Below are 19,212 nucleotides of genomic sequence, written 5' to 3'. Positions count from 1 at the left end.
TATGCCTATAAGACACAATCCTTGATTTATTTTCTCAGTCTTGAATATCCTCATCGTCCATAGAATCTTCATCAGTGTCAACAGTCTGTAAAGGTGTTTCGTTTACGTTGCTGTCAAGTTCTATTTTTTCTTCTTTTTCCTTTTCAAAGCTTACGCCTTCGATATGGATATTAACCTTTTGAACATCAAGTCCTGTCATTGTTTCAACGCTGTTTTTAACGTTCTCTTGAATTTCCCAAGAAAGCTCCGGTATTCTTACACCGTAATCCACCACAATATAAAGGTCAATCGTTGCAGTTGTTTCGTTCATATCAACCTTAACGCCCTTTGACGGATTTTTCTTTGCACCGAACATTTCTGCAATGCCGCCGGCAAATGTTCCGTACATTCCCGCAACACCGTCAATCTCTGTTGTTGCGATACCTGCGATTGTTGATACAACGTCAACTGAAATTTTTATATTCCCGATTGGTTCTTCTTCAACTTCTGCATTTGCAGTTGTTTCTTCGGCAGTTTCTTCGTTTATGCCGTCTTCATTTTGAACATTCTTAATTTCTTCATCCATAATGCTACCTCCGTAAATTTTTCCGAATAAATTATTATATGTATATTATAACAGATAAATCACTTTACTTCAACTATTTTTATGTTTTGTGCTGAAATTTTAAGTTGTTCGGTTGCGATTGACGTAAGTTTTACTACATCTTCGTCCGAAAATCCGTCTTTTCGGACCATAATATTTGCCTCACTGCCGTCTACATACACACATATTTCACTGTAGCCCTTTGACTGTGCGATACTTTCGATTTCCGATTCTTTCTGTACGTTGTTTGCCTCTTCAAGAATTTTGTCACCGGCTTTTTTACGAATATCAGCGTCAAAGCTTTCGTTTTCGGCAGTTTGATTTAATATTTCAAGTGACTTTGAACGTGATGTTTCTTTATTCATCTTTGCCTGTTCAAAATAATTGCCCGAATCCGACGCGGTTTCTATCGTTACATTGCTTTCCTGACTGTCCGTTGCCTGTTCGCCGTCATCTTCCGTTACTGCCGTTTCCTCCGCTTGCTCGCTGTCGTTTTGTTCCGCGTTGTCCGTTGATGTTTCCTCCGCTACCGTATCGGAAGAAACATACTGTGCCTCACCGAGTTTCTTGCCGGTTTCAACGTAGCTTTCGCCGTCCTGTACCCTTATTGTATCTTGATACGACCAATTCAAGTATCCGGCAACTCCTATAAGTACCACAAGCGATGCCGCTATTATCTCCTTCTTCTTCAAAACCATTTTATTTTACCTCCTTCTTAAATATACATATTCTGTGTGCAGGCACGTCAAGTGATGCTGTAACCGCCTCGGAAATAGCACTTCTGACTGCACTGTTTCCGCCCCCGTCGGCAGTCACGATAACACCTCTGACTTTTGGATACACCTCTTTTACCACCATAGGTTCACCGTCTGTCATAACAGCCTTTTTATCCTCGCTTTCTTCCTTTTCTCTTGATGAAACTTTCGTTTCGTAAGCGATGTTCTTTTCCGAACTTGAATAATAGGTTATCATAACAGATACCTCTCCGGCACCGTCAATCTGTGAAAGAATGTTCGCAAGCCTCTTTTCTTCATCTTCAACACTTGTTACGGCTGCCGTAGGTTGTACGTCAGCTTTTTTATTTTTGTCCACACTTGCCACTGCCATAAGTACAACTCCAATTATTAATATTAAGCATATCAGTCTGTTATTCTTATTTTTAAATATTTTAAGTAAATCTTCCTTATTCATCATGCACCTCATAAGGTTTCAAACCGTATACCTCGCATATTCTGCTCCTTGCACGGTCCGTTAATTTATCCCCGTAAACGCGTACACTGTCTACCCCCGTAATCTCACCTTCGTCATTCACCATTATTTCACATTCCGCCGTAACCGATAATTTAAACTCTTTTTCCATTCGTGCTTTAATATCCTCGTTTATCCTGTTTTTCAGCTCCTCTATAACAAGCTCCGTCTGCATATTACTGCTGTCGGCTATGTTTTCCTGTACACTGTCAAAGCCGTCAAATATATCACTTTTTACAATAGCTGTCACAGGAGAAATGATACAGCTTATTATAACCAAACCTGTTATAACCTGTACATAACTGCGCCACTTTTCAGGTGCAATAATTCCGGCCATAGCCGAAAGCAATGTTGCACCGATTATGGTTATGATGTATTCTTTCATTGCCGTCTATGTTATCTCCTTTCGCACTGTATTACATTTTGTACTTTGAGGAAAATGCTCTAAGCAGATTGCTTATTTGAAAACCGCAGTCGTACTCAATGTACTTCAAGGTTTGAAAATGAGTGATATACGACGAGCATTTTTCTCAAATGCCGGTGGCGGCTAACATAATACTTATATTAATCATAAAAAGTACCGCTACCATAACCACTACCGCAAATATCGTTGTAACCGACTCCGACACCTCCCAAAGCATAGACGAAACACGTTTATCCGTAAGCGGTTCGGCTATTGATGATGTGAGTTTTAGCATTAACTGTATCACGCCGATTTTAAGTATCGGCAATACGCATATAACGCACATCACAATAATTCCCGATGTTCCGACCGCATTTTTCATAAGCCTTGTTCCGCTTACGACCGTTTCAAGCGTATCGGATAAAAACGTACCGACAACAGGTACAAGACTTCCTACCGCAAACTTAACCGCCTTACCGCTTACTGCGTCAAGTGCGGGTGAAGAAAAGCCGTATATCGCACTTATACCGGTAAAAATCGTTATAATCGCCGCCATAAGCCACTTTGAAATCGACTTAACCACCTTACAAAACCCCGAAAGCTGTACCTTGTCACTGATATTCCCCGCAACCGCAAGCACCGAACTGAACGCTATAAGCGGTACAAGGCACTTCTCAATAATTATCGACACAACATACACCGCCGCCGACATAACAGGCTGAAACGTCGACGCCGATACCGCTTTACCGCTTGTCGCAATCATAATCATCAACAGCGGTGAAAATTTCGTTATAAAGTCCGTCATTGCCGTAACAACCGTTGTTCCGTACTCCATAGCCGTTCCGAAACATTTTATCGCCGCCGCCGACATGAGCGTAAAGCAGGCGAAAAACGCTGCCTCACTTGTCGATTTATTTCCGAACGATGTTGAAATAGTTGTTATAATCCCCGAAATCGCCGCTATTATAAAAAGTATTATTACATCATCGGTACATTCCCTTATCTCCCCCATAATGTCGTCCGACAGCATATTTAATATATCAGTCGGATTTAACGACAAATCACCCGTCATACTCCTCTCCACCGTTTGATTAAACAAATCCTCACCCTCAAGTGTCGGTACGTCCGCATAAGCGGTTATCGGCATTATCAGCGTAAGGATAATGATTATTTTACACAGCAGAAAGTGCATTTACGCACACCTCCAAAAATTCCGTAACTATCGGCAGAGTCAGTCCCAATATAAACACCTTTCCGGCTAGCTCTACCTTTAAAGCAATCGCCCCCTCGCCGCCGTCACGCAATATTTCCGCTCCGAACTGCGTTATATATGCCACACCGACCACTTTCATAACTGCCGTAAAATATCTTGTGTCCACACCGCTTTTCTCGGTTATAAGCGAAATCTGCGAAATTGCGGTTTCAAGCGTATCAAGCGTAAAAAACAATATCACCGTCACTGTCGCAAGTGCAACAAGCAAAGCATATTCTTTCTTGTATTGTTTTACGGTCATTGACAAAATTCCGCCTATCAGCCCCACTCCTATAATCTTAAATATATCCATTCTTCTCACCTAAAGACTAAAAATATTTTTCACCGTATCAAACAAATCTCCGATTTGCTGTGACAGTATAAAAAGTACTGCCACAAGTCCGGCTATCGTTGTAAGCAAAGCTTGTTCGTCACGTCCTGCACGCGTTAAAAGCTGATTCAATACCGCTACGATTATTCCGACACCGGCTATCTGAAATATCAAATCTACATTCATAACTATATCTCCATTATATCAGCATAATAACAATCAACAGTCCGACAAGTACACCGCCGTTTCTGTACATTTTTCCGAAACGGCGGTATTCGCTCTGTGCCTGTTTTTCCTGCTCGGCTATCATACTTTTTATATATTTTATATTCTTTATCTGGTCATCAGTATCCGTTCTTCCTATGTTTTTCCCAAGTGTCATAAGTATATCTTTGTCCGCGTCTTTTAATGACAGTTTAGTACTGCATTCATTCACCGCATTTGTCCAAGCCGTTTTTACGCCTTTTTCATCCATATTTTCCGCGGCGAATTTAAACAATCCGCATTTGTCCACACGCATAAATGCTTGTTTCAGCTTATTCATACTGAAATTTATTTCACTTTCGAGCATTTCAAGCGAAGTGATTATATTATTTAAACTTTCCGCTCTTATTTTCATCGCAAAACTTATTTTAAACCCTAAATATCCACACGCAAAACCTGTCATTACCGCTCCGAGAATTTTCACCATTCCGTAAGAGCCTCCTCCACCGTTCCGATGCCCTTTCGCTTGCTTAACGTTATAATTAAATCGAAAAATTTCAGCATACGTTTTAAATCGTCGCGTCTTTTTATCATATCAATATTTCTTCCGTGTATAGTTGCAATAACCCCCGCACCGCTGTTTGTTATTCGTTCGATTGCGTCAATGTCCGACTGCTTGCCTATTTCATCTGTGACAATTACATCAGGGCTCATCGAACGCAATACCATAAGCATTCCCTCCGCCTTGTCCACGCCCTCAAGAACATCGGTTGAAAAGCCTAAATCGAATGCACTTCTGCCCTCACAAAGTGCCGCAATTTCACTTCTTTCGTCCACAACACTCACACGATACGACTTGTACGAAAGCTGACGTACAATATCTCTGAGCATTGTTGTTTTTCCTGCTCCGGGCGGTGATATTATAAGCGTGTTTTTTATTCCTCCGCCTTTTAATATCATCGGTACAACCTCGTCCGCCGCTCCGATAACTTCACCTGCAAGACGGTAATTCAGTCCCGATATATCCTTTATAAACGAAACATTGTCCTCTTTTATAACCGCCGTACCCGTTATACCGATTCTGTGACCGCCGGCTATTGTTATGTAACCGTTTTTTATTTGGTCACGCACCGAATATACAGACGAACTTGTTGCAATTTCAATCGCTTCATCTATATGCTCACGAGTGACTTTAAGCGTTGAATTCGGTATCGGCGTCAAGTTGCCTTTTGCGTTAAGATAAAACCGACCGTCACTGTAATTTATACAAAGCGGTTTACCGAGCCTCATATGTATTTCACAAGCTCCGTCAAGATTTACACCGTACATATATCGCCGTATCCCCTGTGGCATATAATTCAATATACCTTTTGAAGAAACAGCCGTTTCATTGTTTGCTATGTACATCTCCCTGTCCTCCATTCGTGTTTTGTATTTGATATATATTACTTTTCGGACACGTTTAGAACAGAAATTTTAATACAAATATTTTTACGCACAAAAAAAGAGAATGTCATAGACATTCTCTTTTAATTTAACAAGCCGAATTAATCCTCAACTTTTTTTATAACTTCCTTGCCGTTGTAATATCCGCAGGACTTACAAACTTTATGAGGCATTTTAAATTCGTGACACTGTGGGCATTCAACCATATTTGGCACACTTAGCTTCCAGTTTGCACGTCTTTTATTTCTTCTGGCTTTTGAAACTTTACCCTTAGGTACTGCCATGATTACACCTCCATAATTCTCTCTGACTTTATCTTACTTATCTTTTTCCATAATATCTACCAAAGCCGCCCAACGCGGATCTATGTTTTCCTGACTGCAGCCGCAATCGCCTTCGTTAAGGTCCGCACCGCAATGCTGACAAAGACCTTTACAGTCCTCACTGCACAAATACTTACCTTCAACATTCATAAGAAAATTGTTAGCCACTATATCATCAATATCAATTTTAACGTCCTCAAACAATATAACATCATCATCTGACGATACACTGCCGTCGTCCTGAGCAAGATTTTCGTCAATGTCGAAATCAATATCAACGACTATATCTTTCATACATCTTGCACACTGCGTAGTCATATGACCTGTACAGTTAGCCTTTAATATCAAAGATTTTCCGTTGTTTGAAACACTGCCCGAAACCTTAACAGGCTCGTTAAAATGATACATTTCCCCAAGAAAATCGGTGTCAGACATTTCAACGTCACCGTTAATATCAATCTTTCCGCCAAGTTCCTTTAGAATTGTTGATACATCTATTGTCATAACATACTCCTTGATAAATACGAATCAGAGCAAAATTACTTTAATTCTACCTTAGCGCCTGCTTCTTCAAGCTTAGCTTTCATTGCTTCAGCATCTTCCTTAGCAACAGCTTCCTTAATTGTACCAGGAGCACCGTCAACAAGAGCCTTTGCTTCCTTAAGACCAAGACCTGTAAGTTCTCTAACAACTTTGATTACGCCAAGCTTTGATGCGCCTGCTTCTGCAAGTACAACATCAAATTCTGACTTTTCAGCACCGCCTGCAGCAGCACCGTCAGCAGCACCTGCAACCATAACTGGTGCAGCAGCGCTTACGCCAAACTCATCTTCCATCATTTTTACTAATTCAGCAACTTCAAGTAGCTTTAATTCCTTAATTGAATCAAGAATTGCATTCAAATCTGCCATTTTAATTTCCTCCTATTAATTATAACTAATTTTCAAATAAATTATTCAGCATCTGCTGTTTCTTCAGCCGGTGCAGCTTCTTCAGCTGCAGGAGCTTCCTCAGCGCTCTTCTTTGCTATTAGGTCTGCGATTTCTTCGCCACCGTCAGCAATAGTTGCAAGCAATCTTGCAAGTGAAGAAATAGGTGAGTTCAAGCTTCCCATCATCTTTGCGATCAATGTATCCATGTTTGGTGTAGCTGCAAGCTTATTAACCTCGTCAAGAGAAATTACAGCGCCGTCCATGAAACCTGTCTTAATTTCAAGCTTATCGTTTTCCTTAGCAAAATCAGCAATAACCTTTGCAGGTGCAACTGCATCTTCTGAAGAAACAGCGATAGCTGTCGGTCCGTGAAGTGCTTCATCAAGAGCATCAAGACCAACTTCCTTTGCAGCAAGACGAAGAAGTGTGTTCTTAATAACAAAATACTTAACGTTAGCTTCTCTAAGCTTTCTTCTAAGTTCAGTATCCTCTTCAACGTTCAAACCACGGTAGTCTACAAGCACACCTGTCTGAGCAGCCTTCAAAATTTCAACTGTTTCGGCAACTTGTGCTTTCTTAGCCTCTAAAACCTTTTCACTTGGCATAATTCGTTTCACCTCCTGTAAGAATAATCACCTTTGAAAATCCAAAAGCAATGTCTTACATATAAAACAAAAAGCTCTCAGTCATAGACCAAGAGCTTTGTAATAGTCATTACCAAAACACCCTCGGTAGGACTTATGTCTGCAATGTACATTGCAAGCCGCCGACTGTCTACGGATTTTCAACTTTTATAGTATAGCATAATTTAAACAGCTTGTCAATAGTTTTTTTAATTTTCATCAAAAAAATTTTAACAAAATACAAAAACCGCTCATATTGTGAGCGGTTTTTATTGCTATTAAAATCAATTAGCCAATTTTAGCTGCATTAATCTTTATACCAGGTCCCATTGTTGAAGCTACAACAACGCTCTTTAGGTATTGACCTTTAGCAGCAGCCGGCTTAGCCTTAACGATTGCACTCATTAGTGCGTTAAAGTTTTCCTGAAGTTTTTCAGCACCGAATGATGCCTTACCGATTGGGCAGTGAATGATATTTGTCTTATCAAGTCTGTACTCAATCTTACCTGCTTTAATTTCGTTTACAGCCTTTGTAACGTCCATTGTTACTGTGCCTGCCTTTGGTGATGGCATAAGTCCCTTAGGACCAAGTACCTTACCAAGACGACCAACAACGCCCATCATATCAGGAGTTGCAACAACAACGTCGAAATCGAACCAGTTTTCACCCTGGATTTTTGCTACTAAGTCAGCATCACCAACGTAATCTGCACCAGCAGCCTTTGCTTCGTCAGCCTTAGGACCCTTAGCGAATACCAAAACCTTTGAAGTCTTACCTGTACCATGCGGAAGTACAATAGCACCTCTGACCTGTTGGTCAGCGTGTCTTGAGTCAACACCAAGTCTGATGTGAGCCTCTACAGTTTCATCAAACTTAGCCTTAGCTGTCTTTGTAATAAGGTCCATAGCCTCATTTGTATCATAAAACTTTGATTTTTCAACAAGCTTTACGCTATCTTGATATTTCTTTCCTCTAAACATTTCGTATCCTCCTTCGTGGTTAAACGAGATTTTATATCTCTCCCACTTCTCTTAACAAATTAGTCACCGATTAGAACGCCCATACTTCTGCAAGTACCTGCGATCATGCTCATAGCAGCCTCTACGCTTGCAGCGTTAAGGTCAGGCATCTTCTGTTCTGCGATAGCTTGAAGATCTGCCTTTGAAATTGTAGCTACCTTTGTCTTGTTAGGAACACCTGAGCCGCTTTCGATCTTACAAGCTTTCTTGATAAGAACTGCAGCCGGTGGTGTCTTTGTTACGAATGAGAAAGAACGGTCAGCATATACTGTAATAACTACAGGGATAATTAGACCTGCGTCCTTTGCTGTTTTTTCGTTAAATTCCTTTGCAAACTGCATAATGTTTACGCCGTGTTGACCTAGAGCAGGACCAACCGGTGGTGCCGGAGTTGCTTTGCCGGCAGGAATTTGTAATTTAATATAACCTGCAACTTTTTGTGCCATAATGGCCACCTCCTTGAATTTTTCATAGCATATCGCTATATGAATGTGGTAATTGCGGGCATAAAGCCCTCCCACTGTTACCAGAGGGATATTATAAACAGCATTTGCTGTCTATATCAAAATAATTTGATTGACTATTCCATATGTTCAACCTGTGTATAGTCAATTTCAACAGGGGTTTCACGTCCGAACATTGAAACAGCGACGTTAATCTTACGTGTTTCATTGTTAATGCTCGTAACTTTACCCGAAAAGCCTTCCATAGGGCCTGATTTAATTGAAACAAGATCTCCTACGGTAAAATCAATATCTTTCATACGAATAACTTCAACACCCATGCGTTCAACTTCTTCGTCCGAAAGCGGAACAGGCTTTGAACCCGGTCCAACGAATCCTGTAACACCACGTGTATTTCTGACAATGTACCAGCTTTCATCAGTCATTATCATCTTGATAATAACATAGCCCGGGAAAATCTTGTGCTGAACTACTTTCTTCTTATCACCGTTTTCCTCAATGACTTCTTCGGTCGGCACCTTGACATCAAGAATTAAATCCTGCATACCACGGTTTTCAACAGATTTCTCAATATTGGCTTTTACCTTGTTTTCATAACCCGAATATGTGTGTGCCACATACCATTTTGCTTCTTCTGCCATAACCGTTCTCCTTCCCTAACAATTCTTTTAATGAATTATAATATGTTAGTTAATAGTTGGAACAATTTTGCAAAACCAAAATCAAGTACGGACAAGATGATTGTAATTATTAAGATAAACACAATAATTACGCCTGTGTTATGAATAAGCTGTTCCTTGTTAGGCCATGTGACCTTTTTTAGCTCAGCCTTAGTATCTTTAAAGAATCTCTTGACTCTTGTACCAAAGCTTGGCTTATTTGCTTTAGATAAATTTGTATCAGCCATTTTTACACATCCTTACTCAATCAAAATTACTTGGTTTCCTTGTGAAGAGTGTGCTTTCTGCAGAACTTACAATACTTGTTCATTTCAAGTCTGTCAGGGTCATTCTTCTTATTCTTCATTGTATTATAGTTTCTCTGCTTGCATTCGCTGCACGCTAATGTAACCTTTACTCTCATTTTTTACACCTCCGCATTTATATATGTTCAGCTCTCTTTTCAAGCATAAAAAAAAGAGCTTTTATTCGAGCAAAATTATTATAACATTATTACAATTATAAGTCAAGCTATTTTTTCATATTTTTTCTTTTATTTTGTTTTTCACGTGTATATTTTCGCGATTTCCTGTATTTATGTACTTTTTTTTGTACTTTAAATATGATATAATTACCTTAATATATATTACGAAAGGATTAAAATTATGGGAGTCAGTATTATACGAGGCGCTATCTCCTCCGGCAAGAGTGATATGTGCCTTAAACAAATAAGTGAAATACACGAAAAAAATCCCGATTCAAAATGTATAATGATTGTCCCCGACCATTATTCATACGAAACCGAACGAAAATTTGTTGATTTTTTCGGCGGTATAGGACTTAACAATATTGAAGTTCTTACGCTAAGACGTATGTCCATAAACTTTTTAAGTGCCAAACAACAAAACCATCTTACCGCCCCAGGTAAAATGATGCTTATATATAAGGCTGTTTCGGCGGCGTGCGACGAGCTTTTAAACGTAAAGGATATGGATATAAAACTTATCACCTCTATGCGTCAGCAGGGTTTTCTTGACGTTATGTCGTCACTGATAAGTGAAATGAAGCGTTACCTTATCACACCCGAAATACTTTTTGAAAAGGCAAATGCATTAACGGACAACAAAACTTTAAAAAACAAACTGATTGCACTTTCAAACGTATTGGAGAAATATCTTTCTTACGTTGAAGAAAGTGGCTGTACCGATAGCGAGGACGACCTTTTTCATCTTGCCAACCGTATCGAAAACGGCACCGAATTTGACGAAAACACTTATATATGGGTAAATCGTTTTGACAAATTTATGCCGCAGCAGATTTGCGTACTTGAGGCACTTCTGAAAAAAGGCGTACATATGACGATAAGTGTATGCTGTCCTGTTACAGAATACGAGAACGAACGCGAAATTTATCTTCAGACCGAAAAGACTGTACAAAAAGTTTACGAACTGTCGCAAACATACGGTCTTGAAAACGAATACACCGCCTCTGACGGGCTTCGTCACTTAAAAGGCAAGGACGACCTATACAAGCTTTTCAGATATTGGACAGAGGACTTTGTATATCCCGACAAGCCTAAAAATACGGCACTTTTTCAAAGTCGTGACACCTACGGTGAAATCGAACGAATTGCCTGCAAAATCGTTGACCTTGTCCGCGATGACGGCTATCGTTTTAAAGATATTGCACTGTTATGCGGTGATGAAAATGATTACAGACATCTTATAGAGGCTGTTTTCTCCGAATACGAAATACCGTATTTCACCGACAGAACAATCCTTTTGAGCGACCATCCTATCGCAATGCAGATTTTATCTTTATTCAGTATTCTTGAAGACGATTGGAGCTATGATTCTGTTTTCCGTTATCTTCGTGCCGGTTTTATTTACAGAAAAGAACAACACGGAAAGTTAAAATTTTTCAAGTCGATTAATCAAGAAGAAATAGATATACTTGAAAACTTCGTGTTGAAGCACGGCATAAGAGGCGGTTCAAAGTGGCTCGGTGAAAAAGAGTGGCTTGGCGAAAACAATATCGTAGACACTGCTTTTCAAACAGAGTCTGAAGAAGATGCAAATGAAGTTATAGAAAAACTCCGTCACGAAATAGCCGCACCGATTGCGTCATTCAAAGAAAAAACAAAAGGCAGAAAAACGGCCGTAGAATTTGCAACGGCATTGTTTGAATACCTTGAGGACATCAACCTGTATAGCGGATTAAAATTCGACATCACAAAATTCCAAAAAGACGGCAAACTGAACGAATCCGAACAATTTACGAAAATATGGAACCTTATTCTTGATATATTAAATCAAGTCACAATCGCACTTGACGGTGACAAAATTAACATTTCGGAATTTGCGGAATATATAACGGTAGGTCTGTCGCAATGCGAAATACGCACTATTCCATCGGGTATTGACCAAGTGTATGTAGGAAGTGTGGAAAGGAGCAGTCATACAAGCGTTAAGGTAATGTTTATTGTCGGCGCAAAAAGCGGTACTTTTCCTACGGGTATTGCATCCGAGGGTTTTCTTTCAAACCGCGACAGATGCACTTTGCAGGAAGAATACGGCGTAACTCTTGCACCCGATACTAAAAAGAAACTTGACGAACAGTATTTTAAGGTTTACAGAGCATTATGCGCGGTAAGCGAAAAATTGTATTTCAGCTATTCAATTCAAAATGAAGAAGGCAAGTCACAATCACCGTCGCATATGATAAATGACATAATGCGTAAATTCCCTAAAATGACCGTATCGGATAACCTTTTAAACGACCCATTGAAAGACGGAATTTACATTTCCACCCCGCAAGCAACAATACACAGAATGCTTATCAATATGTCCGACAGATTTAACGGCAGTAAAAATCAGTTATGGGAAATCGTATACGATTGGTACAAACACCAAACAAAATGGAAACCTATGCTTTCGCTTATGAAACGTGCCGATTATTACAGTGAACGCGGTGTAATGCTTGACAGCGATATATCAAATATGATGTATGACGGCAAAATCACATACAGTGCAACGCGTATCAACACCTATGCCGCTTGTCCGTTCCAATACTTTTTAAGATACGGACTTAACGCACAAGAGCGTGACGTATGGGAAGTCAATTCTTCAAATATCGGAACATATGCTCACGAAGTTATCAGAAAATTCTGCGATACCGTTGAGGACGGTGCAAATACCAACGATGATAAAATAGAACGTTGGCGTAATTTGAGTGACGAAAAACGTGACGATATTATAGGCGGTATTATAAATGAATCGTGCAGCAATCTGCTGTCATCAGACGTTCGCGACAAAGAACGTACCGCGAATATTTTCACCCGTATGGGCAAAACAATTTCAAATGCCGCAATACTTGTTCAAAAAACACTTTCTGTCGGCAATTTTGCCGAGAACGGTATGGAATACGATTTTGAAGAAGATATTTCCGATACAGTCGCATTAAAAGGAAAAATCGACCGAATCGACATATGCCGCGACGGTGACAAATCATATCTTAGAATTATCGACTACAAGACAGGTAAAACGGTTTTTGATATAAAAAATATTTACAACGGCTATAATATGCAGATGGTTATATATGCCATTGCCGCAAAAATAAAAAATTCCGACACTGATGTGGCAGGTATTTATTACACAGGTGTGCGTGATGAAATAAAGGAGCTTAACTCATCAACTACAGAGGACAATATAGTTGAGTCCAACAAAAGCGTACTAAAACTTGACGGTGTAACATTCACGGACGAAGACGAACAACTTCAAACAAAACTGCTTTACAATATGGATAACAAATTCCTTGAAAGCGGTCAAGTTTCATTCACAAACATAAAAACAGGTACAAAAACAGGTTTTAAAGAAGTTCACACCACAGATGAAATTAACGGTCTAATGAAATATGTGGCTGATACAATTATTGAAATGGACAGCAATATCAGAAACGGCAAAATAAGCCTTAGTCCGTACACCACATCAAATACAAGCGTGTGTGACTATTGTTCCTACTCCCCTGTCTGCAAATTTGATAAGGATAACTGTACACCGCGTATTGCGGATTCATCGGTCAAAAAAGAAGATATTTGGGAGATATTAAAAACAAAAGGCGCGGTGTTAAAAAACAACAAATCGAAAGGAGTTGACAAAGATGCCTAATTGGACAAAAGAACAAGAAAAAGCGATATATGAGCCGTCAGGCAAGAAAAACATACTTGTTTCCGCCGCCGCAGGCTCTGGTAAAACGGCGGTACTTGTCGAACGTATCGTAAATCTTATAACCAACTCCGAAAACCCTTTTCCGATAGACAGTATATTGGTAGCAACGTTTACGGAGGCGGCGGCTACCGAAATGAAAGAAAGAATTATAAACAGAATTAACAAATCATATCGTGAGGCACTTGAAAACGGCGATATTGCACAAAGCAAATATTTAAAAGAACAAATGCACCTTACAGCAGGTGCGGATATTAACACAATCGACGCATTTTGTTTACGTGTGGTCAAAAACAATTTTCACGTTTTAGGTATTGATCCGAATTTCAGCATTATGGACACCAACGAGGACAAAATGCTCATTGACGATACATTAACCGATTTATTCGCGGCACTTTACGAAACAGAAAACGAAGAAAACAAAAATCGTTTTCAACACCTTGTAACAACTTACGCATCAAACCGCGATGACGAGGGATTGAAAAAAGTTATACGCAAACTTTACAACTTTATACAGTCATTCCCCGATCCGATAAAATGGCTTTACGACAAAGCGGCTATGTATGACAATAACATGTCGCAAAGTATATGGTTTAAGGAAATATTTTTATCAGTCCACAAAGAGAACATTTTAAAACATCACGGCGAATTTTGGGACAAGCTGATAAAAGAAATGATTGGGATTGTAAAGAAAGTATATCCCGATACAGATACTTCCGTACCGCCGGTTTGTATTCCTGAATGTGAGCAATATTGGGGAAAAATGTGGGAGTACATATGTATATGCGCCGACAGTGTAAAAGCATTAAAATCAGCTGAATCATTTGACGAAGTCGGCTCAGCATACGATACTTACATCGCCAAAACAAAGCTTGGAACAGCCGTAAGAGCATACAAAAAAGCTGAATCGCCGATTGAAGAGTGGCAGTATTACTCGAACAAATATAACTCTATGCGTGAAGATTTACTTAGCAGTACATCTTACTTGCCTAACGGCACTGCCGAGCAATTTAACAAGTATGTTCACTCGGAAGAATTGAAACAAACGATTGACGATATTGTTTGGATAACGGTTTTGTTCTCGGAACTTTATGAGAATGCAAAAGCAAAAAAGAACGTCAAAACATTCTCCGATATTGAACATCTTGCCTATCGTCTTTTCAGCGAAAATGAGAATATAAGAAACGAATATTCGCTGAAATATAACGAAATACTTATAGATGAATATCAAGATACAAACGGCTTACAGGATTCGATTTTCACGCTTATTTCAAGAGATAATAAAAATATGTTTATGGTCGGCGACTTAAAGCAAAGTATATATCGTTTTCGCGGCGGTGATCCGACTATTTTCAAGAAAAAATACAGCCTTGACAGTGATGAAATCGAAATTATACACCTTTCACAGAACTTCAGAAGTCGTATGCAGGTTATCGACAGTATAAATGACGTGTTCAGATTTAATATGTCGCAGGATGTCGGTGACGTTGATTACAACGACACTGCCGCTTTGCAGCGTGAAGAAAGCCGCGAATGTTATATAAACACCGCCGAAAATGCCCGGAATGACTACAAATCCGAATTTTACTGTATCGGAAAATCGAAGGATTCAAAAGAATCTTCTTCCGATTATCTTGAGGCAGTTACCGTGGCAAACAGAATAAAAGAGCTTGTTGACAGTCATTTCAAGGTTTATGACGGCAACGGAAAATATCGTGATTTGAAGTACAGCGATATAGTCGTTCTTATGCGTTCGACAAAAGTAAACGGCGAACTTTTGCAGGAAATATTAGAATCAAACAACATACCGTCATTTTTGCAAAAGGAAGAATATTTTGAAAAACGTGAGATAAAGCTTATGCTTACACTTATTTCACTTATCAACAATCACATTCAGGATATTCCGCTTGTAAGCGTTATGCGTTCACCGATAGGTAATTTTACCGAAAACGAACTTTCAAAAATCAGACTTGAAAACAGAACCTCATCTTTTTACAATGCCGTAAAATATTATAAACCGTCTTCCGATGATTTGACGAAAGAAGAACAGAAACTTTCAAAAAAATGCAAGAGCTTTCTAAAAGACCTTGACCGTTGGCGCGGATATGTTAAGATGAAGTCAATCTCCGCGTTGATTTGGACGTTGTATGAAGAAACGGGTTTTTACGACTTTATGGGTGCTCTCGAAGGCGGTGACGAGGCACAGGCAAATTTAAAACTTTTATATGAACGTGCAAGAAAGTATGAGGAATCGGGCTTTAAGGGGATCTTCAACTTCATTCGATATATCGAAAGAATTGAAAAGAGAAACGAAGATTTAAGCGGCGCTCAGCTTATCAATGAAAACCACAATGTTGTACGAATTATGACAATACACAAAAGCAAAGGTCTTGAATTTCCTGTCGTATTTATTATGCGCACAACTAAAAATATGCTTGCCGCAAAACCTACGGAGGAACACAGAATACAACTTCACAAAGATTTGGGGATCGGCATTGATTATATAAATTATGAAAATTTATATTTAAAAAAGCTGATGTTTACAAAATATATAAAGCGACAAAATCAATCCGAAACGCTTTCGGAAGAATTGCGTCTTTTGTATGTCGCAATGACTCGTGCAAAAGAAAAATTAATTATTGTTTCGTCCGACAAATACAAAGATGAAAATGAGTTTAATCAAAAAATCCAAGAAGCAGTATATAATGCAAAGACAATGCCAAAGTACATCATCGCATCAAATGCAAAAAAATATTCCGATTGGCTGATTCCGTCAATAGGCATATCGTTAAATCACTGGAATTTCATACCAAGATTTCTTGCCAAAACCACTGTATCGGACGTCATCAAAGAAAAACAAGAAACGATAAAGGTCAAAAACATTGATGAAATGCGTGAAAAAGTGCAAAAGCTCCTTGAATTTCATTATGAACGTCCGCAATCCGGCAACATTCCGACAAAAACATCCGTAACGGCAATAAAAGAAATGGCGGAAGAAGAACTTACACGAAAAAGCGACGTTGAATACGAGCCTATTTATATGATGCAAAAACCTGACTTTATGCGTACAGAAAAACTCGGTACACAAATCGGTACGGCGCACCATCAGCTTATGGCATTTTTCGATATTGAAAAGATTAAGACGCTTACCGAAAACAATTACGCCGACTTTGTCGCATCCGAGCTTGTCCGCGTCACAAATGACGGTCAGATTGACAGCAATGTTGTTTCGGATAAAAATATAGCCGATATGATATGCAAAAATGTCACAAGCTTTTGGAAAAGCGATATGGGTAAAGAAGTTTTAAGTGCCAAAAAAGTATATCGTGAAAGTCCTTTTGAAATATCAATTCCGGCATATGAATACGACAACACTTTACCGGACGAGTACAGAAACGAACAGATTATTTTACAAGGTATTATTGACTTATACTTTGAGGATAAAAACGGTGATATAATCCTTGTCGATTACAAAACCGACAAATGCACTTCTAAAGCAGAACAACTTGCAGTTGCAAAAAAATACGAAAAGCAATTAATTCTTTATGCACGTGCCATGGAAAAAATCTTAAAAAAATCTGTAAAAGATAAATATTTGTATTTATTTTCTCCGCAAAGTGTGGTAAAATTAGATTAGTAAATATTTTTGAGGTGATATAATGTCAAACTACGGCAATTTGAATATAAACAGAAATAAAAACAGAAAAGGCAAAAAAATTATTATCGCCTTGATTTGTATTGCGGTTTTAATGCTTGCATTTATATTTTATATAGGTATTACAGTTGGAAGTAACAGCGACAAATCCAACCAAATAGCCGACGCGATTCAAGAAAATACGGAATTAAAGTTAAAGGTAAACGAACTTAACGACCAGATTGCACAAATGCAGGAAGAAATAGATTCACTTCACGCAGAACTTGAGGCTATGCCGACGATTGAACCGACACTGCCGTCAGGCTCACCTGCTCCGTCAGTATCTCCTACTTCACCTATTTCACCGAGAATCGGTGTTCAATAAAAATTAATACAAAAGGTCTGTGGCTTTACCACAGACCTTTTAATTTGTTGTTTTATTATAATTCTACAATAGTTTCAACTTCAAGAAGTACGTCCTTCGGAAGTCTTGCGACTTCTACGCATGAACGAGCCGGATAAGGCTCTGTAAAATATTTAGCGTATACTTCGTTAATCTTTGCAAAGTCATTCATATCCTTAATAAATACTGTTGTCTTTACAACATTTTCAATACTTCCGCCGGCAGCTTCGATAAGGTTCTTTACGTTTGTAAGTGCCTGTTCTGCCTGTGCTTCAACACCTTCAGGAATATCGCCTGTTGCAGGGTTAATCGGAATTTGTCCCGATGTGAACAGCATATTTCCGACAGTTATTGCCTGTGAATAAGGTCCGATTGCAGCCGGAGCATTGTTTGTCTTTGTTTCTTTCATTTGTACCATTCCTCTCGTTTTATAAAATTTATATGGTAATTAAATAGCATACAACAGTGAAGAATACGAAATATCCAAGCATCATTGCATACAATACCTGACTTGGTGATTTAGAAATCCATTCTGTGCGCAGTGCCTCATAGGTAAGCACCGCCACGCTGACCGCGCCGCACAAAATCAATATCATAAGCGTTACAGGTGACAACATACTGAGAATTACGCCGATTGCACATATTGCCGTAAACGGTATCCACGTTGACGCAAGACGTATTGAAAATTCCCAATATGCCGTTTTAAGACGCATTACAAATCTATTGATAAGCCAAAATATTCCCGAATACAAGAAAAATAAAATCACTCCGCTTATCGCACCGGATACCATACAAAGTATGATTTGCAATACAAGACTGTAACCTGCACCGCCGTTAAAATTCATAAGTGACGTCAATATTTTAAGCGGTCCTACTCCGCCGCCTCTTAATATAAAGAACATACACAGCCACAATACAACGCCTTGAAGTGCCGCAATAGTCATTATTGCCGCTTTTCCGAGATGTGGCGGATTGGAAATTGTGTCAATCGGTGATTTTATAAATCTCACGATATATCTTCCCAACTCACCGAAAAATCCTTTCGGATTGATATTTGACGTTCTTGTTGCTTTAGCTTTCCTTGCCGCTTTTCTCGCCTTATGCTTTATCTTTGCTCTTTCAAACTTGCTTTCCGTTCCGGCATAGCCTGTTTTGTAAGAAGTTTCGGTTTTATACGGATTACTGTAATTAGCCTGTGTTTTCTCTTGTTTTTTATCCGATTTTTTGTCTTCTGTTTTTGTTTCGTTTTTTCTTTCGGCAGATGATTGCTGTTTCCCCGCTCTGTGTGCAACACTCTGCGGACAATCGCAAACTTCGCCTTTTTCAAGTTCTCTGCCGCAATATATACAGCTTCTCATATATACACCCTTTCATAATTTAAGTATATATAAATTATAAACCTGTAATAAATTGTTGTCAATGTGCCAAGTGTAAACAAAATGTTAATTATTTCAGAATACTTTT

Annotated in this window: 23 protein-coding genes and 1 other annotated feature; of the genes, 3 read left to right on the top strand and 20 right to left on the bottom strand. The window is 39.0% G+C overall.

What is annotated here, in order from left to right:
* Positions 1-34: 34 nt before the first annotated feature.
* The 18 genes from LKE05_RS07140 to rpmG all read right to left on the bottom strand — a co-directional run bounded on the left by LKE05_RS07140 (position 35) and on the right by rpmG (position 9,912).
* Positions 35-565, bottom strand: coding sequence for an Asp23/Gls24 family envelope stress response protein (locus LKE05_RS07140; protein ID WP_308456377.1), 531 nt, complete (start codon positions 563-565; stop codon positions 35-37).
* A 59-nt stretch (positions 566-624) separates the two neighbouring features.
* The gene (locus tag LKE05_RS07135) at positions 625-1,281 is read right to left on the bottom strand and encodes a SpoIIIAH-like family protein (RefSeq protein WP_147513515.1); all 657 of its coding nucleotides are present in this window, start codon (positions 1,279-1,281) and stop codon (positions 625-627) included.
* A gap of 1 nt (position 1,282) precedes the next feature.
* On the bottom strand, positions 1,283-1,777 hold the full coding sequence (locus tag LKE05_RS07130; protein ID WP_308456376.1) for a SpoIIIAG-related protein: 495 nt from the start codon (positions 1,775-1,777) through the stop codon (positions 1,283-1,285).
* Positions 1,767-2,216, bottom strand: coding sequence for a stage III sporulation protein AF (locus LKE05_RS07125; protein ID WP_022230378.1), 450 nt, complete (start codon positions 2,214-2,216; stop codon positions 1,767-1,769). The genes LKE05_RS07130 and LKE05_RS07125 overlap by 11 nt, the downstream gene beginning before the upstream one ends.
* Before the next feature lie 145 nt (positions 2,217-2,361).
* A complete protein-coding gene (locus LKE05_RS07120; RefSeq protein ID WP_308456375.1) occupies positions 2,362-3,426 on the bottom strand; it encodes a stage III sporulation protein AE in 1,065 nt (354 codons plus the stop codon).
* Positions 3,407-3,799, bottom strand: coding sequence for a SpoIIIAC/SpoIIIAD family protein (locus LKE05_RS07115; protein WP_022229967.1), 393 nt, complete (start codon positions 3,797-3,799; stop codon positions 3,407-3,409). The genes LKE05_RS07120 and LKE05_RS07115 overlap by 20 nt, the downstream gene beginning before the upstream one ends.
* A gap of 9 nt (positions 3,800-3,808) precedes the next feature.
* Positions 3,809-4,003 carry a stage III sporulation protein AC gene (gene spoIIIAC, locus LKE05_RS07110; protein ID WP_022229966.1) on the bottom strand — a complete coding sequence of 65 codons (195 nt, stop codon included), beginning with the start codon at positions 4,001-4,003 and terminating at the stop codon, positions 3,809-3,811.
* 13 nt (positions 4,004-4,016) lie between these two features.
* A complete protein-coding gene (gene spoIIIAB / locus LKE05_RS07105; protein WP_308456374.1) occupies positions 4,017-4,508 on the bottom strand; it encodes a stage III sporulation protein SpoIIIAB in 492 nt (163 codons plus the stop codon).
* The gene (locus LKE05_RS07100; protein WP_308456373.1) at positions 4,502-5,428 is read right to left on the bottom strand and encodes an ATPase, T2SS/T4P/T4SS family; all 927 of its coding nucleotides are present in this window, start codon (positions 5,426-5,428) and stop codon (positions 4,502-4,504) included. The genes spoIIIAB and LKE05_RS07100 overlap by 7 nt, the downstream gene beginning before the upstream one ends.
* A gap of 140 nt (positions 5,429-5,568) precedes the next feature.
* A complete protein-coding gene (rpmF, locus tag LKE05_RS07095) occupies positions 5,569-5,751 on the bottom strand; it encodes a 50S ribosomal protein L32 (RefSeq protein ID WP_022229963.1) in 183 nt (60 codons plus the stop codon).
* A 33-nt stretch (positions 5,752-5,784) separates the two neighbouring features.
* The gene (locus LKE05_RS07090; RefSeq protein ID WP_022229962.1) at positions 5,785-6,294 is read right to left on the bottom strand and encodes a YceD family protein; all 510 of its coding nucleotides are present in this window, start codon (positions 6,292-6,294) and stop codon (positions 5,785-5,787) included.
* Positions 6,295-6,329: 35 nt separating this feature from the next.
* On the bottom strand, positions 6,330-6,701 hold the full coding sequence (gene rplL, locus LKE05_RS07085; RefSeq protein WP_022229961.1) for a 50S ribosomal protein L7/L12: 372 nt from the start codon (positions 6,699-6,701) through the stop codon (positions 6,330-6,332).
* 41 nt (positions 6,702-6,742) lie between these two features.
* Positions 6,743-7,327 (bottom strand): 50S ribosomal protein L10, encoded by a 585-nt coding sequence (gene rplJ / locus LKE05_RS07080; RefSeq protein ID WP_308456372.1) that lies wholly within the window; start codon positions 7,325-7,327, stop codon positions 6,743-6,745.
* 58 nt (positions 7,328-7,385) lie between these two features.
* Positions 7,386-7,520, bottom strand: a sequence feature (ribosomal protein L10 leader region).
* Positions 7,521-7,633: 113 nt separating this feature from the next.
* Complete coding sequence (rplA, locus tag LKE05_RS07075; RefSeq protein ID WP_022229960.1) at positions 7,634-8,326, bottom strand: 50S ribosomal protein L1; 693 nt, start codon at positions 8,324-8,326, stop codon at positions 7,634-7,636.
* A gap of 59 nt (positions 8,327-8,385) precedes the next feature.
* Entirely contained in the window at positions 8,386-8,811 is a 426-nt protein-coding gene (gene rplK / locus LKE05_RS07070) for a 50S ribosomal protein L11 (RefSeq protein WP_022229959.1), read from the bottom strand.
* A 134-nt stretch (positions 8,812-8,945) separates the two neighbouring features.
* A complete protein-coding gene (gene nusG, locus LKE05_RS07065) occupies positions 8,946-9,470 on the bottom strand; it encodes a transcription termination/antitermination protein NusG (RefSeq protein WP_022229958.1) in 525 nt (174 codons plus the stop codon).
* Between the two features lie 35 nt (positions 9,471-9,505).
* Positions 9,506-9,736 (bottom strand): preprotein translocase subunit SecE, encoded by a 231-nt coding sequence (secE, locus tag LKE05_RS07060; protein WP_308456371.1) that lies wholly within the window; start codon positions 9,734-9,736, stop codon positions 9,506-9,508.
* Between the two features lie 26 nt (positions 9,737-9,762).
* Entirely contained in the window at positions 9,763-9,912 is a 150-nt protein-coding gene (gene rpmG, locus LKE05_RS07055; RefSeq protein ID WP_022229956.1) for a 50S ribosomal protein L33, read from the bottom strand.
* Between the two features lie 241 nt (positions 9,913-10,153).
* Between rpmG and LKE05_RS07050 the strand changes: the two genes are divergently transcribed.
* The 3 genes from LKE05_RS07050 to LKE05_RS07040 are packed head-to-tail and all read left to right on the top strand — an operon-like array spanning position 10,154 to position 17,730.
* Positions 10,154-13,654: a PD-(D/E)XK nuclease family protein gene (locus LKE05_RS07050; RefSeq protein ID WP_308456370.1), complete on the top strand. Its 3,501-nt coding sequence runs from the start codon at positions 10,154-10,156 to the stop codon at positions 13,652-13,654.
* Positions 13,647-17,348 carry a helicase-exonuclease AddAB subunit AddA gene (addA, locus tag LKE05_RS07045; protein ID WP_308456369.1) on the top strand — a complete coding sequence of 1,234 codons (3,702 nt, stop codon included), beginning with the start codon at positions 13,647-13,649 and terminating at the stop codon, positions 17,346-17,348. Before LKE05_RS07050 ends, addA begins: the two co-directional genes overlap by 8 nt.
* Before the next feature lie 22 nt (positions 17,349-17,370).
* On the top strand, positions 17,371-17,730 hold the full coding sequence (locus LKE05_RS07040) for a PilN family protein (RefSeq protein WP_308456368.1): 360 nt from the start codon (positions 17,371-17,373) through the stop codon (positions 17,728-17,730).
* A 55-nt stretch (positions 17,731-17,785) separates the two neighbouring features.
* On the opposite strand, the gene LKE05_RS07035 is transcribed toward LKE05_RS07040, so the two are convergent.
* Both LKE05_RS07035 and LKE05_RS07030 read right to left on the bottom strand, forming a co-directional pair.
* Entirely contained in the window at positions 17,786-18,157 is a 372-nt protein-coding gene (locus LKE05_RS07035) for a RidA family protein (RefSeq protein ID WP_022229952.1), read from the bottom strand.
* A 28-nt stretch (positions 18,158-18,185) separates the two neighbouring features.
* Positions 18,186-19,106 carry a hypothetical protein gene (locus LKE05_RS07030; protein WP_308456367.1) on the bottom strand — a complete coding sequence of 307 codons (921 nt, stop codon included), beginning with the start codon at positions 19,104-19,106 and terminating at the stop codon, positions 18,186-18,188.
* Positions 19,107-19,212: the final 106 nt, after the last annotated feature.

This window comes from Hominilimicola fabiformis (assembly GCF_020687385.1).
In the GTDB taxonomy this organism is placed as follows: domain Bacteria; phylum Bacillota; class Clostridia; order UBA1381; family UBA1381; genus Hominilimicola; species Hominilimicola fabiformis.
This window is presented reverse-complemented; position numbering and strand designations above follow the sequence as displayed.